Source organism: Metapseudomonas resinovorans DSM 21078 (assembly GCF_000423545.1).
Classification (GTDB): Bacteria; Pseudomonadota; Gammaproteobacteria; order Pseudomonadales; family Pseudomonadaceae; genus Metapseudomonas; species Metapseudomonas resinovorans.
The window spans coordinates 48,209-61,745 of sequence record NZ_KE384030.1; the positions used below are offsets into that span (position 1 = coordinate 48,209).

At 63.3% G+C, this 13,537-nt stretch carries 13 protein-coding genes; 11 read left to right on the forward strand and 2 right to left on the reverse strand.

Annotation, left to right across the window (positions count from 1 at the left end; genetic code table 11):
* Positions 1-48: 48 nt before the first annotated feature.
* From waaF to G559_RS0123675, 11 genes are read left to right on the forward strand one after another with little or no spacing between them, the layout of a single operon-like run.
* Positions 49-1,092, forward strand: a complete 1,044-nt coding sequence (waaF, locus tag G559_RS0123625; protein ID WP_028630595.1) for a lipopolysaccharide heptosyltransferase II — start codon at positions 49-51, stop codon at positions 1,090-1,092.
* Entirely contained in the window at positions 1,093-2,154 is a 1,062-nt protein-coding gene (waaC, locus tag G559_RS0123630) for a lipopolysaccharide heptosyltransferase I (RefSeq protein WP_028630596.1), read from the forward strand.
* Positions 2,154-3,275 (forward strand): glycosyltransferase family 4 protein, encoded by a 1,122-nt coding sequence (locus tag G559_RS0123635; RefSeq protein WP_028630597.1) that lies wholly within the window; start codon positions 2,154-2,156, stop codon positions 3,273-3,275. The genes waaC and G559_RS0123635 overlap by 1 nt, the downstream gene beginning before the upstream one ends.
* Entirely contained in the window at positions 3,272-4,087 is an 816-nt protein-coding gene (rfaP, locus tag G559_RS0123640) for a lipopolysaccharide core heptose(I) kinase RfaP (protein ID WP_028630598.1), read from the forward strand. The genes G559_RS0123635 and rfaP overlap by 4 nt, the downstream gene beginning before the upstream one ends.
* Positions 4,084-4,821 (forward strand): lipopolysaccharide kinase InaA family protein, encoded by a 738-nt coding sequence (locus tag G559_RS0123645; RefSeq protein ID WP_028630599.1) that lies wholly within the window; start codon positions 4,084-4,086, stop codon positions 4,819-4,821. Before rfaP ends, G559_RS0123645 begins: the two co-directional genes overlap by 4 nt.
* On the forward strand, positions 4,818-5,573 hold the full coding sequence (locus G559_RS0123650) for a lipopolysaccharide kinase InaA family protein (RefSeq protein WP_028630600.1): 756 nt from the start codon (positions 4,818-4,820) through the stop codon (positions 5,571-5,573). The genes G559_RS0123645 and G559_RS0123650 overlap by 4 nt, the downstream gene beginning before the upstream one ends.
* Positions 5,570-7,027: a lipopolysaccharide kinase InaA family protein gene (locus tag G559_RS0123655; protein ID WP_028630601.1), complete on the forward strand. Its 1,458-nt coding sequence runs from the start codon at positions 5,570-5,572 to the stop codon at positions 7,025-7,027. The genes G559_RS0123650 and G559_RS0123655 overlap by 4 nt, the downstream gene beginning before the upstream one ends.
* Before the next feature lie 4 nt (positions 7,028-7,031).
* Positions 7,032-8,789, forward strand: coding sequence for a carbamoyltransferase family protein (locus tag G559_RS0123660; RefSeq protein ID WP_028630602.1), 1,758 nt, complete (start codon positions 7,032-7,034; stop codon positions 8,787-8,789).
* On the forward strand, positions 8,773-9,696 hold the full coding sequence (locus G559_RS0123665; RefSeq protein WP_028630603.1) for a glycosyltransferase family 2 protein: 924 nt from the start codon (positions 8,773-8,775) through the stop codon (positions 9,694-9,696). Before G559_RS0123660 ends, G559_RS0123665 begins: the two co-directional genes overlap by 17 nt.
* On the forward strand, positions 9,693-10,835 hold the full coding sequence (locus G559_RS0123670; protein WP_028630604.1) for a glycosyltransferase: 1,143 nt from the start codon (positions 9,693-9,695) through the stop codon (positions 10,833-10,835). Before G559_RS0123665 ends, G559_RS0123670 begins: the two co-directional genes overlap by 4 nt.
* A complete protein-coding gene (locus tag G559_RS0123675; protein ID WP_028630605.1) occupies positions 10,828-11,697 on the forward strand; it encodes a glycosyltransferase in 870 nt (289 codons plus the stop codon). The genes G559_RS0123670 and G559_RS0123675 overlap by 8 nt, the downstream gene beginning before the upstream one ends.
* On the opposite strand, the gene G559_RS31030 is transcribed toward G559_RS0123675, so the two are convergent.
* Together G559_RS31030 and G559_RS31035 are read right to left on the reverse strand one after the other, a co-directional pair.
* Complete coding sequence (locus G559_RS31030; protein ID WP_028630606.1) at positions 11,694-12,350, reverse strand: BUD32 family EKC/KEOPS complex subunit; 657 nt, start codon at positions 12,348-12,350, stop codon at positions 11,694-11,696. The genes G559_RS0123675 and G559_RS31030 overlap by 4 nt on opposite strands.
* Positions 12,347-13,531 (reverse strand): O-antigen ligase family protein, encoded by a 1,185-nt coding sequence (locus tag G559_RS31035; protein ID WP_245586538.1) that lies wholly within the window; start codon positions 13,529-13,531, stop codon positions 12,347-12,349. The genes G559_RS31030 and G559_RS31035 overlap by 4 nt, the downstream gene beginning before the upstream one ends.
* Positions 13,532-13,537 lie beyond the last annotated feature (6 nt).

Sequence of the window (13,537 nt, forward strand, 5' to 3'; positions counted from 1 at the left end):
CACCGCTTGGAGCTTGCGGCTTGTCGCTTGAGGCTTGAAGCTGCCCTTATGAAAATACTGATCGTAGGACCCTCCTGGGTCGGCGACATGGTGATGGCGCAGACACTCTTCCAGTGCCTGAAGGCCCGCCATCCCGACTGCGAGATCGACGTGCTGGCCCCCGAGTGGAGCCGGCCCATCCTTGAGCGCATGCCGGAAGTGCGCCAGGCGCTGAGTTTCCCCGTCGGCCACGGCGTGCTGGATATCGCCACTCGCCGCAAGATCGGCAAGTCCCTGCTGGGGCAGTACGATCAGGCCATTCTCCTGCCCAACTCGCTGAAGTCGGCGCTGGTGCCCTGGTTCGCCGGCATCCCCAAACGCACCGGTTGGAAGGGCGAGATGCGCTACGGCCTGCTGAATGACATTCGTGTTCTCGACAAGCAGCGCTACCCGCTGATGATCGAGCGCTTCATGGCCCTGGCCTTCGAACCGGGCGCCGAGCTGCCCAAGCCCTATCCACGCCCTTCGCTGCGGATCGATCCGGCCAGCCGCGACGCCGCCCGGGCCAAGTTCGGCCTGGATCTGGATCGCCCCGTGCTGGCGCTCTGTCCGGGTGCCGAGTTCGGCGAGGCCAAGCGTTGGCCCGCCGAGCACTACGCCAAGGTGGCCGAACTGAAGATCCGGACCGGCTGGCAGGTCTGGTTGTTCGGCTCGAAGAACGACCACCCGGGGGGCGAAGACATCCGCATGCGCCTTATCCCGGGCCTGCGCGAAGAAGCGGTCAACCTCGCCGGTGAAACCAGCCTGGCCGAGGCCATCGACCTGATGTCCTGCGCCAGCGCAGTGGTGTCCAACGACTCCGGGCTGATGCACGTGGCGGCTGCCTTGGCGCGACCGCTGGTGGCGGTCTACGGTTCGACCTCGCCGCAGTTCACCCCGCCCCTGGCCGAGCAGGTGGAGATTGTCCGCCTCGGTCTGGAGTGCAGCCCCTGCTTCGAGCGCACTTGCCGCTTCGGCCACTACAACTGCCTGCGCGAGCTCAAACCGCGCCCGGTGATCGAAGCCCTGGACCGCCTGGTGCCGGACCCGCTCGAGCTGGTGGAGAGTCGCTGAGTGCGGGTACTGCTGATCAAGACGTCTTCCCTGGGCGATGTCATTCATACCTTGCCGGCGCTCACCGATGCTGCGCGGGCGATTCCCGGCATCGAGTTCGACTGGGTGGTGGAAGAGGGGTTTGCCGAGATTCCGGCCTGGCATCCGGCGGTGGCGCAAGTCATTCCGGTGGCGATCCGCCGCTGGCGCAACAACCTCTGGCAGACCCTGAGAAGCGGCGAATGGCGCCGCTTCAAGCGCCGTCTGCGGGAAACCCGCTATGACCTGGTGATCGACGCACAAGGCTTGCTGAAGAGCGCCCTGCTGACCCGTTACACCAAGGCACCGGTAGTGGGGCTGGATCGTGACTCGGCCCGCGAGCCGGTGGCCAGCCACTTCTATGATCGCCGCTATCCGGTGGCCTGGGGACAGCACGCTGTCGAGCGCGTGCGCCAGTTGTTCGCCCAGGCACTGGACTATCGGGTGCCTGAAGGGGTTGGCAACTACGGTCTGAATCGCGCCCAACTGGCCGACGCTCAGAGCGGTGCGCCCTACCTGCTGTTCCTCCATGGCACCACGTGGGAGACCAAGCACTGGCCGGAAAAGTATTGGCGCGAACTTACCGAGCGCGCCTGCGACCATGGCTGGCACGTGCGGCTGCCCTGGGGCAATCCGACGGAAAAAGCACGTGCCGAACGCATTGCCGAAGGCTTGGAAAAGGCTGCAGTGCTCCCCAAGTTATCCCTGGCGGGGATGGCCAAGGTCGTGGCCGGCGCCCGCGCCTGCGTGGCGGTGGATACCGGCCTCGGCCACCTGGCTGCCGCCCTGGATGTGCCGACCTTGTCACTTTACGGCCCGACCAACCCGGGCTTCACCGGCGCTTATGGGCGGTCGCAGATCCACTTGGGTAGCGACTTCCCCTGCGCGCCCTGCTTGAAGAAGGTCTGTGCCTACAAGCCGACGGTGGAAGATCGCCGCCTGTTCGATCTGGAAGGTGAACAGCCGCTTTGTTTCACCCGGCTGAATCCGCAGCGCGTGGCGACCCAGCTGGAAGCCCTTCTGCTGACTGAGGATATCCACTGATGCAACTGGCATTCGTGCTCTACAAGTACTTCCCCTTCGGTGGCCTGCAGCGTGATTTCATGCGCATCGCCCTGGAGTGCCAGCGTCGCGGTCATGCCATTCGCGTCTACACCATGATCTGGGAGGGCGACGTCCCGGACGGCTTCGAAGTGCTGATTGCGCCCGTCAAGGCGCTGTTCAACCACAAGCGCAACGAGAAATTCACCGCCTGGGTCGAGGCCGACCTGGCGCGCCGTCCTGTGGATCGGGTAATCGGCTTCAACAAGATGCCGGGTCTGGATGTCTACTACGCCGCTGACCCTTGCTTCGAGGACAAGGCGCAGACCTTGCGCAATGGTCTCTACCGCCGCTGGGGTCGCTACAAACACTTCTCAGACTATGAGCGCGCGGTGTTCGCCCCTGAATCGAAGACCGAGGTGCTGATGATCTCCGAGGTGCAGCAGCCGCTCTTCGTCAAGCACTACGCCACGCCGGCCAAACGCTTCCACCTGCTGCCACCGGGTATCGCCGCCGATCGCCGCGCGCCGGCCAACGCCTCGGACATCCGCGCTGAGTTCCGCCGTGAGTTCAAGCTGAGCGATGACGACCTGTTGCTGGTGCAGATCGGTTCCGGCTTCAAGACCAAGGGCCTGGATCGCAGTCTCAAGGCCGTGGCCGCGCTGCCGCGTGAACTGCGCAAGCGCACTCGCCTGATCGTTATCGGCCAGGACGATCCCAAGCCTTTCCTGCTGCAGATGAAGACCCTGGGCATTTCCGACCAGGTGGACATCCTCAAGGGGCGCAGCGATATCCCGCGCTTCCTGCTGGGTGCCGACCTGCTGATCCACCCGGCCTACAACGAGAACACCGGCACTGTATTGCTGGAGGCGCTGGTTGCGGGGCTGCCCGTGCTGGTCACCGACGTTTGCGGCTATGCCCACTACATCGCCGAGGCGGACAGCGGCCGCGTGTTGCCCAGCCCCTTCGAGCAGGAGGGCCTCAATCGCACGCTTGTCGAGATGCTCGCCGATTCGGCGGCCCGCGCGCGCTGGAGCGCTAACGGCCTGGCCTTTGCCGACAGCGCCGACCTTTACAGCATGCCGCAGCACGCAGCGGATGTGATTCTCGCGGAGCGCCCATGAAGCTTGTCCTGAAGCCCCCTTTCGAGCACCTCTGGGCCGGGCGTGACGCCTTCGTCGAGGTGGAAGCGCTCCAGGGCCAGGTCTACCGAGAGCTGGAAGGTCGTCGCACCCTGCGCACTGAAGTGGCCGGCAGCGGCTATTTCGTCAAGATCCATCGCGGCATCGGCTGGGGTGAGATCGTCAAGAACCTGATCACTGCGAAGGCGCCCGTGCTGGGCGCTGGCCAGGAATGGACGGCCATCCAGCGCCTGCACGAGGCCGGTGTACCGACCATGACCGCCGTTGCATTTGGCGAGCGCGGCAGCAATCCGGCGAGCCAGCACTCCTTCATTGTCACGGAAGAGTTGGCACCCACGGTCAGCCTCGAAGACTTCTGTGTCGATTGGCCAAGCAATCCGCCGCCGGTACGGCTGAAGTGGGCGCTGATCGAGGAAGTGGCACGCATGACCGGCACGATGCACCGGGCCGGGGTCAATCATCGCGACTGCTATATCTGCCACTTCCTGCTGCACACGGCACGACCGGTGACCGCCGACGACTTCAAACTGTCGCTGATTGACCTGCATCGTGCGCAAACCCGTGCCGCAACTCCCAGGCGCTGGCGCGACAAGGACCTGGCCGGACTCTACTTCTCGGCGCTGAACATCGGCCTGACCCGGCGTGACAAGCTGCGCTTCCTCAAGGCCTACTTCCGCCAGCCTCTGCGCCATGTCCTGAGGGATGAAATCGGTCTGCTGGCCTGGCTCGAGCAGAAGGCCGAGCGCCTGCTCTCGCGCTATGAGCGCAAGTACGCCGGGGGAGGAGAGGCGTGAGCCAATGGAAACTGGCCGAGGGGCTGGAGACTGAGGTCGCAGAGCTGTTCGGTGACCTCGACAAGGTATTTGCCGTGGAAGGTGATTGGATCACCGGCGACCCGCTGTCCGAGGTGCTGCGGGTGGAACACCGTGGCGTGCGCTACTACGTCAAACGCTACTGGGCAGCGGGCAAGGGCTTGCGTCGCTGGTTCGGTCGGCCGCGAGTCAAGGCCGAATGGCAGAACCTCAAGCGCTTCACCAAATGGGGCATTCCCACTGCGCCTGTGGTGGGGTGGGGGCAGGAACGTCGTGCCGGCGCCTTCCATCGTGGTGCGCTGATCACCCGGGAACTCGAAGGCACGGTCGACATGGCGGAAATGGCCAAGCAGGGCGATCCGCGCCTGAGCGATCCGCGCTGGGTCGACCGCGTCAGCCGACAGTTGGCGAAGGCCACCCGAAGCCTGCATCAGCACGGCTTCGCCCATAACGACCTGAAGTGGCGCAACCTGCTGGTGGACGAAGCTGGCGAGCTGTTCCTGATCGACTGCCCAACCGGCACGTTCTGGTGGGGACCCTTCCTGCACTATCGGGTGATCAAGGACTTGGCCTGCCTGGACAAGGTGGCCAAGTACCACCTCAGTCGCAGCCAGCGCCTGCGCTTCTACCTGCAATACCGGGATCAATCGCGCCTGCGTAGCCGCGACAAGCGCCAAGTGCGGAAGATCCTCAAGTTCTTCGAGGGGCGCGAATGAGCGACTTCATCGCCGCGGCGGATCGCGAGATTCTCGCCCGCCACGGCCTGGACAGTTTCGAATCGCTCTGGGCCTTGCGCCTGGAGGCGGTCGATGAGCCCAACACCGGTCGTGGTGGCTGGAGCAGTGTGTTCCGCCTGGACCTGGGTGAGGCCACCTACTACCTCAAGCGACAGAGCAACTTCCTTAGCCGCAACCTGCTGCGACCTTTTGGCGAGCCCACCTTCGCTCGCGAGTTCCGCAACATTTGCCGCTACCAGAAACTGGGCGTTCCGGCTCTGCAGGCGGCCTTCTTCGGCTACCGCCTGGTTGAGGGCGAGCGTCGCGCCATCCTGCTGACTCGTGCCCTGGATGGTTGGCGCGAGCTTGCCGGTTGGCTGGATGCGTGGCCCGCAATGGCCGCCGGGAAGCGCTCGGCGATCATCGTCGCGGTGGCGGATCTGGCGCGGCGCCTCCATGGCGCTGGCCAGGTGCACGGTTGCTTCTATCCCAAGCACGTATTCCTGCGGGAGACCCAGGCCGGATTCGAGGCTTGTCTGATCGACCTGGAAAAGACCCGGCCCTTGCTGCTGGGGCGCCGCGACCGGGTCAAGGACCTGGAGGCCCTGGTGCGCCGGGCTGATGCCTGGGGCGAAGTCGAGGTACGCGAACTGCTGTCTGGCTACCTGGAGCGCGGGCAGGATTCGGCGGACGTGAATGACTGGCTGGCACGCCTCGCCAGTCGCCGGCGTGACAAGGAACGCGCTCAATGACTCTGGCTGACCTGGCCCGTGCGGGGAGAACCCCGCAGCTTCCCATTCGCCTTGATGTCGCTGGCGGCCTGGAGCTGCAGGGCCTGCTGCGGGTTCTGCCCGGGCAGCGTTACGTGGGCGTGGCGATGTGGCAGGGCCGCAAGGTGCTGGCCAAGCTGCTGGTCGGCGCCAAGGCCGAGCGGCATTTCCAGCGCGAGCTGGCGGGCGCGCGCGCCCTGCATGAACAGGGCATCGATTCCCCGGCGCTTCTGAATGAAGGGCAGCAGCCAGGGCAGGGTGGCTGGTTGCTGTTCGAATATCTGGAATCAGCGGAAAGCCTCTGGGATGCCTGGCGCCAGGTGGAGCGCGATGCCCCGTTGTCCGACGGTCAGCAAGCCGTGTTGGGCGAGGCGCTCGGAGTCATTGCCCGACTGCACCTGGTCGGGCTCGCACAGGAAGACCTGCACCTGGACAACCTGTTGCGACAGGACAACAAGCTGCACGTGATCGACGGTGGCGGCATCCGCGCTGAAAACCCCGGCAATCCTCTGCCGAGGGACAAGGTCCTGGCCAACCTGGGCATCTTCTTTGCCCAATTGCCGGCGGAGCTGGACCCCTTCCTGGAAGAGCTGCTGGTGCACTACCTGCTGGTCAACGGCGAGCATGCCTTGCCGCTGGAGGCCCTGGAGAAAGAAATCGCCCGGGTGCGACGCTGGCGCCTGGCTGACTACATGAAAAAGATCGCTCGCGATTGCAGCCTGTTCAGTGTCGTTCGCGGCGCATTCGGCCTGCGCGCGGTCCGTCGCGAGGCGGAAGCAGGGCTCGAAAGGCTGCTGCAGGCGCCGGACGCCGCGCTTGAGCAGGGTCGCTCGCTGAAGCAAGGGGCTACCGCCACGGTAGCGGAAGTCCAGATCGACGGACGCAAACTGCTGGTCAAGCGTTACAACATCAAGGGCCTGCTGCACTGGTTGACGCGCTTCTGGCGCCCGAGTCGCGCCTGGCACAGCTGGCGCGAGGGCAACCGTCTGGAGTTCCTTGGCATCGCCACGCCACGTCCGCTGGCCGTGCTCGAACGGCGGTTTCTCTGGATGCGCGGCCGGGCCTACCTGATTACCGAATATCTCTCCGGGCAAGATATAATCGCCCGTTTTCGACCCTATCTGGACAATCCTGATGGGGCTGGTGCTCCGCCGGAAGTCGAGTTGCAAGCTCTCGACCGATTGTTCGCTGCGCTTATCCGCGAGCGCATCAGTCACGGCGACTTCAAGGGCTACAACCTGTTCTGGCAGGACGGCCGCTGGACCCTGATCGATCTCGATGCCGTGTACCAGCATCGCAGCGAGCGCAGCTTCGCCCGGGCCTATGCTCGCGACCGCGCGCGCTTCCTGCGGAACTGGCCGGCCGAATCGGCGCTGCACCAGCTACTGGATAAACGATTACCGCAGGTGCCAGGCACCTGCCCTGAAAGAGGCTAACCCCGTGGCATTGACGATTCTCGGCCTTTCCGGCGCCCTCAGCCATGATCCCTCCGCCGCGCTCTATATCGACGGCAAGCTGATCGCGGCCGCCGAAGAAGAGCGCTTCGTGCGCGACAAGCACGCGAAGAATCGCATGCCCTACGAGTCGGCCAAGTTCTGCCTGGAACAGGCCGGTATCAAGCCTTCCGACGTCGACGTCGTGGCCATTCCCTTCGCGCCCATCAGCCTGTTCGGCAAGGCCCGCTGGCACTACGCCAAGCGCTACTGGTATGCCCCGGATCGTGCGCTGGACGCCATCCTCATGGGCAACCGTCGCTACAAGCGCTACCGCAAGAAGATCGTCTGGTGCCTGGAGCAGTTGGGCTTCGATGCCAAGAAGGTGAAGATCGAGCCGGTGGAACACCACCTGGCCCACGCGTCCAGCGCCTACCACTGCTCAGGCTTCAAGGAAAAAACCGCGATCCTCGGCATCGACGGCAAGGGCGAGTACGCCACGACCTTCTTCGGTTGGGGCGAGAACGGCAAGATCCACAAGATCAAGGAGTTCTACGATCCGGACTCCCTCGGTGGCCTCTACGGCGCAATCACCGAGTACCTCGGTTTCGAGATGCTTGACGGCGAATTCAAGGTCATGGGCATGGCGCCCTACGGCGACGCCGCCAAGTACGACTTCTCGCGTCTGGCCAAGTTCGAGAACGGCGAGCTGATCATCAACACCGACTACGCCAACGTCATCGGCTTCCGACGCTACAAGGAAAACGGCAAGGGTTTCTATTTTTCGCCCAAGCTGATCGAGTGGCTGGGCCCGAAACGCCAGGGCGACATCGCCGACGACCCCTATATCCACTACGCCGCCAGCATGCAGGCTCTTTTCGAGAAACTGGCGCTGGAGATGATGGATTACTACCTGGGCGACATCATCCGCCAGACCGGCAAGATCGCATTCGCCGGCGGTTGCGCGCTGAACGTCAAGCTGAACCAGAAGATCATCGCCCGTCCGGAAGTGAAGGAGCTGTTCGTCCAGCCCGCGTCTGGCGACGCCGGCACCTCGGTGGGTGCCGCTGCCTACGTCTCGGTCAGGCGCGGCGTGCCGGTCGAGAAGATGGAACACGTCTACCTCGGCCCGGCGTTCAGCAACGAAGACGTCATTGCCGCCTGTGCCAGGCACCCGCAGAAGCCAGTGTTCAAGCGCATCGAGAACACGCCGCAGCGCATCGCGAAGATCATGGTCGACGGCAACCCGGTGGCCTGGTTCCAGGGCCGCATGGAGTTCGGCCCGCGCGCCCTCGGCGGCCGTTCCATCATCGGTTGCCCGAGTGCGGTCGGCGTGGCCGACCGCATCAACGAGCAGATCAAGTTCCGTGAGCGCTGGCGCCCCTTCTGCCCGTCGATGCTGGACACCGTTGCGCCGCAGATGCTCAAGGTCGATCACCCGTCGCCCTTCATGACCTTCACCTTCGAAGTCAACGAAGAGTGGAAGACCCGCGTGGCCGAAGTGGTGCATGAGGATGGCACGTCCCGTGCCCAGGTCCTGGAGCGTCGCCACAATCCCCGCTGGTATGACCTGATGAAGGAACTGGAAGTCCTCACCGGAAACGGCGTGTCCCTGAATACTTCGCTCAACCGTCGCGGCGAGCCGATGATCTGTTCGCCCACCGATGCGCTGAACATGTTCTACGGCTCGGACCTGCAGTACCTGATCATGGAAGACATCCTCGTCGTCAAGGAAGGCAAGGACTGGTATGACAATGTCGGCTAAGCCGCTGCTTAGCGTCATCATCCCTACCTACAACTACGCGGGCGTGCTCCCGCGTGCCGTGGAATCGGTGCTGTCCCAAGCCACCCCGGAGGTCGAACTCTGGGTCGTGGACGACGGCTCCACCGATGACACCCCGGCAGTCTTCACCGCCCTGAGCCAGCGCTACGGTGCGGCCTTCCAGGGCGTTCGACAGACCAATGCCGGCCCCTCAGCCGCACGCAACAACGGTGTGAAACTGGCCCAGGGTAACTACGTCCTGTTGCTGGACGCCGATGACGAGCTGGCGCCCGATGTGCTGCCTGACCTCTGCGAGCGGTTACGCCAGCAGCCCGATGTCGGCCTCTGGCTAGCCGGCCATGTCGCCGTCCAGCCCGACGGCCGCGAACGCGGACATCCCGCCAGCAGCGTTCCCGGCGACGCTTTGCAACGGCTGAAGGATTACCTGCTGGACAAGAATATCGCCCTCAGCCACGGCGCCTGCGTGTTCCTACGCGAGCTGCTGCTGGAACGGCCTTATCCTGAACACCTGCGACACAGCGAGGACATCCCGGTGTTCGCCTACTGCCTGACCCAGCGTCAGGTAGAAGTCCTCGACCTGATGCTCGCACGTATCCACAAGCACCCCGGCAGCCTGCGCCACAACGCCGAAGCAGCTCGCAAAGTGGGTCTTGCGCTGGTGGATGAAGTCTTTGCGAAACTGCCGGCCAGCCTGCATTCGATCAAGCCCGCCTATCGTGCTCAACGCTGCTTGTCGCTGTTCCGCACCTGTCTGCTTGCGGGCGATCAGGCAAGCGCCCGCGAGTACTATCGCGAGGCAGTGCGAACGGACTGGCGGGTGATTTTCAAGTTGTCGTACAGCCGCAAGGCCCTGCGTCTTTGGCTGAAGCCCAAGAAGAACCCGGTATGAGCCAACGCCGCATCAAGGTTCTGCAATTGCAGAACTATTACAACGTCAATGCCTCGGACCTTGCCGAGCAGATCATTCAGGCCCTGCCGACCGACCGTTACGAAGTCACCACCGCCTTCCTTCGTGGTCGTCCCGGTCCCGGCGAGCCGCTGAGCAAGGCTGAGCGTTCGATCTATTTTGGCTACAGCAAGTCGGCAGTCAGCGGTTTACGTCTGCGTGCGCTCTGGGCGCTTTTTCGGCATTGCCGTGCAGAGGGTTATGACGCGGTGATCACCCACCGCTTCAAGCCGGTGAACATGCTGATGCTGCTCAACCGCTGGCTGCGGATTCGCGCTTGCATCGGCGTTGCTCATGGTTTCGGCGAGTACGACCGCTCCTTCCGTTGCTGGGTGGCTCGCCAACTACTGACACCTGCCTGGCGTCTGGTGGGCGTGTCCCGCGCGGTGCGCGATTATCTGATCGGTGCTGGTGCGGGGTTCACCTCGGCCAATACCCGGCAGATCAACAACGCCATCGATATCGCTCGTGCAGAAGGCTTGCAACATCCCCGCGACAGGGCGCGCGAGATGCTGGGGCTGCCGCCGGATGCCTTCGTGTTCGGCGCCATCGGCCGCCTGGTACCGGTAAAGGGGCATATCCACCTGCTGCGGGCCTTTGCCGAGATCAAGAGTGAGTATCCCAATGCCTTGCTGGCGATCATCGGCGACGGTCGGGCTCGCCCTGAACTGGAAGCTGCGATTGCCGAGCTTGGCCTGCAGGGCCGGGCACTGCTGTTGGGCGCCAGGGATGACGCACTGCAGTACGTGCGTGCCTTCGACGCCTTCGTCATGCCTTCCCTGAGTGAAGGGTTGCCCCTGGCCCTGCTGGAAGGCATGAGCGGCCATCTGCCGGTGATTGGCTCGGATATCCCCAGTCTCAAGCCGATCCTCGAGGATTGTGGCGGCCGCATTTTCCCCGTTGGCCAGCACGTCGTCCTGGCCGGGCACTTGCGCGAAGTACTGGGGCTGTCCGCTGAAGCACGCGCAGCGGAAGGCGCGCGTGCCTACGAGTACCTCTGCCGCGCCCATTCGATCGAGGATTTCCGCCGTCAGTACCGTGAGTTGCTGGTGGAACTGCTGGAAGGAACACGCAATGAGTGATTCGAAGGATCTGCCACTGGTCAGCGTGATCATTTCCTCCTACAACCACGCTGATTACATCGAGGCCAGCATCGAGAGTGTTCTCGCCCAAACCTATCCGCGTGTGGAGCTGCTGGTGGTGGATGACGGCTCTCGTGACGACAGCGTCGCGCGTATCCGTCGACTGCAGGAAGTCCATGGCTTCAATTTCGTCGCGCAGGAGAACAAGGGGCTGTCGCGCACGCTGAACGAAACCATCGCCCGTTCAAGGGGCAGCCTGATTGCGCCTCTCGGTTCCGACGACATCATGCTTCCCGAGCGCCTCGCCATTCAGGTCGCGTACATGGACGGCAAGCCTGAGGTCGGAATCTGCGCGGGCAACATCGAACATATTGACGGGCAGGGACACGCGCTCGCCAAGCGCGACCGCGCGCGGTCGTTCCGTCGCCTGGATTTCGACGATGTCTTCACGTCGTCCAAGGAGGGGGCGCCGGCGCCCACCTTGCTGTTCCGGCGTGAGGCGCTTGAGGCCGTGGGTGGGTTCGACCCAAGCATTCGTCTGGAGGATCTGCTCGTGGAATTGAACATCACGCGCGCGGGATACTTCATCGATGTGCTGCCGGACGTGCTGGCCAAGTACCGTATGCATGGTGCCAACACCTACAAGAACCGGCGATTCATGATCGAGACGGTCATGCAGACCTACGCAAGGTTCGCAGATCATCCCGCTTACCCGGAAGTCTGCGCGCGGTTCATCAACTCGATGCTGCTCAAGTGTGCGCGCGATGACAAGGCGCTGGCTCGCGACCTTCTCTGCCAGCTCCCGCTGCGCTACTGGAACGGCAAAACCCTCAGAGCCCTGGTGCGGTTGGTGCTTGGCTAGGGCTGGATGCGGGAAAGGTCACGGCTGAAGCGTGCGGCCGCAGTCTTTCCGCAGCTGCTGGAATAGCCCCTGATCCAGGCTGTGCGGTGCAGCTGCAGCAGCCAGTTGCTGTCTTCCTGGTAGCGCAGAATGTGTTGAAGGTTGCGGCGGCGTTTCCAGGGCGCCAGCGGACGGTTCTCGATTTTCATGTCCGACAGGTCGATCAGGCCAAGCCCACCATCCGGAAGCTTCAGCACATTGCCCAGGTGCAGCGAGCGGAAGTAGATACCCAGTTGGTGGAGCTGGCCGAGAAAGGCGCCGAACTGCTCCACGTCGCTCTCCCTTGTCGAATCGTCGAGCCCTCTCCAGCGGTTTCTCAGGGTGTCCCCTGGCAAGGGGCAATACTGCACAGCGTTGAGTTTTCGGCTGGGTATCAGCATCAACTCTTCGATCACCGGCGCGGCGATGCCGAGTTGCCGCAAGCGCTCCGCATTGCGGGCAAAACGACGCGCAGGTGGGGACCAGAGGGCAGAAGAAAGCAGGCGTTTGCGCCTGTAGAGCTTCAGGAAATCGCCATTCGGAAGTCGCGCCACTTTCAACCCCAGACCGTCCTCTTCGATGGTCTGGGCTCCAAGCAGCAGGGAATCGAGTTGGGCCTCGCTCAGGATCTTCATCGTTTATCCAGTGCGCGTTGGCTGATGGACAGCGCGGCCACCAACGAAAGTGGGATCCAGATCAGGAACCAGCTTTCATTGGGGCGTGAGAGGAAACTGCTGCCTTCGGTCAGGCCAGCGCCGATCCCATAGATGAGCATGGCTGAAGCAATCTGGAAGCCAGGTTGCTTGCGCTGGCTGAGGCAGCGCCAGAGGCCGAAGCCGTACATCAGCAGCCAAAGCAGCAACCCGACCAGACCCAGTTCCAACACCACCGCGAGCTCGACATTGTGCGGGTCGCGCATGGTGCCGAGTCCCTCCGCCTGGAAGGTAAAGCTGCTGTCATAGCCGGTGCCTATCCACAGGTGCTGCCCCACTTGGTGAAGTGCGTCAGTCCAGAGTTGTGGGCGGAACGAAACACCGCGCTGCAGCAGCAATTCCGGAAACGCGAGGAAACTGGCGACAACGACGATGATACCGGCGGCAACGAGATAAGCCGCCCTGCGCGGCACCATGATCAGCATCCAGAGGCTCATCAGGGCCAGTGCCATTAGTGGCGTGCGGGAGCCGGTTGCCATCAGGGCGGCAAGTATCGGCAGGCAGAAGAGGATCGGGAGCCAGTCCTGGCGAGCATCCCGGGCCAGCCACACCGCGATCCAGTAGGCGCAGAACATGCCGAACACGTGCGAGGTCAACAGGGGATTGCGAAGCGCCCCTGCACCAACCAGGCGCCAGTCCGGTGGCGGCTCCATAAAATAGAGGAACAGATTGACGAGCGCTGCCACTGTAGCGAGCACCGCGCCTGCTCTAAACACCCTCAGGAAGAGTTCCCGGTCCTCCAAGATAATCAATGCGCTGCTGGCAAAGAGCATGAATACGTAAAGCGGGCGTTTGGCCAGCCCTTCGGGATCGTTGTCCGTTCCGGACCAGGTCAGGCTGATTAGAAGCCAGGCGGAAAAGGCAAGGAAGGCCAGCAATAGCGGCTCACGAACCAGCACACCGAGCCGGCGCGGATTTTGTATCAGCGCCAGCAGTGCAGGGAACGCAACCAGGGCATAGAAGACCTTGGTGTAGAGGCTGCCATTGGATAGCCAGAACAACCCTGTCAGCAGTGCCAGGTATCCTAGGACCAGCCAGCGGCGCACGACGAAGTGGGAAACAGCAGGTGCTACTAACCAGGACAAGAGAGGGATGGAATGCACTGTGCG

Bases quoted from the DNA above. Each gene is read 5' to 3' on its own strand.
- waaF (WP_028630595.1), top strand. From the start codon at position 49: ATGAAAATACTGATCGTAGGACCCTCCTGGGTCGGCGACATGGTGATG.
- G559_RS31030 (WP_028630606.1), bottom strand. From the start codon at position 12,350: ATGAAGATCCTGAGCGAGGCCCAACTCGATTCCCTGCTGCTTGGAGCC.
- G559_RS0123670 (WP_028630604.1), top strand. From the start codon at position 9,693: ATGAGCCAACGCCGCATCAAGGTTCTGCAATTGCAGAACTATTACAAC.
- G559_RS0123665 (WP_028630603.1), top strand. From the start codon at position 8,773: ATGACAATGTCGGCTAAGCCGCTGCTTAGCGTCATCATCCCTACCTAC.
- G559_RS0123635 (WP_028630597.1), top strand. From the start codon at position 2,154: ATGCAACTGGCATTCGTGCTCTACAAGTACTTCCCCTTCGGTGGCCTG.
- G559_RS0123675 (WP_028630605.1), top strand. From the start codon at position 10,828: ATGAGTGATTCGAAGGATCTGCCACTGGTCAGCGTGATCATTTCCTCC.
- rfaP (WP_028630598.1), top strand. From the start codon at position 3,272: ATGAAGCTTGTCCTGAAGCCCCCTTTCGAGCACCTCTGGGCCGGGCGT.
- G559_RS0123655 (WP_028630601.1), top strand. From the start codon at position 5,570: ATGACTCTGGCTGACCTGGCCCGTGCGGGGAGAACCCCGCAGCTTCCC.
- G559_RS0123650 (WP_028630600.1), top strand. From the start codon at position 4,818: ATGAGCGACTTCATCGCCGCGGCGGATCGCGAGATTCTCGCCCGCCAC.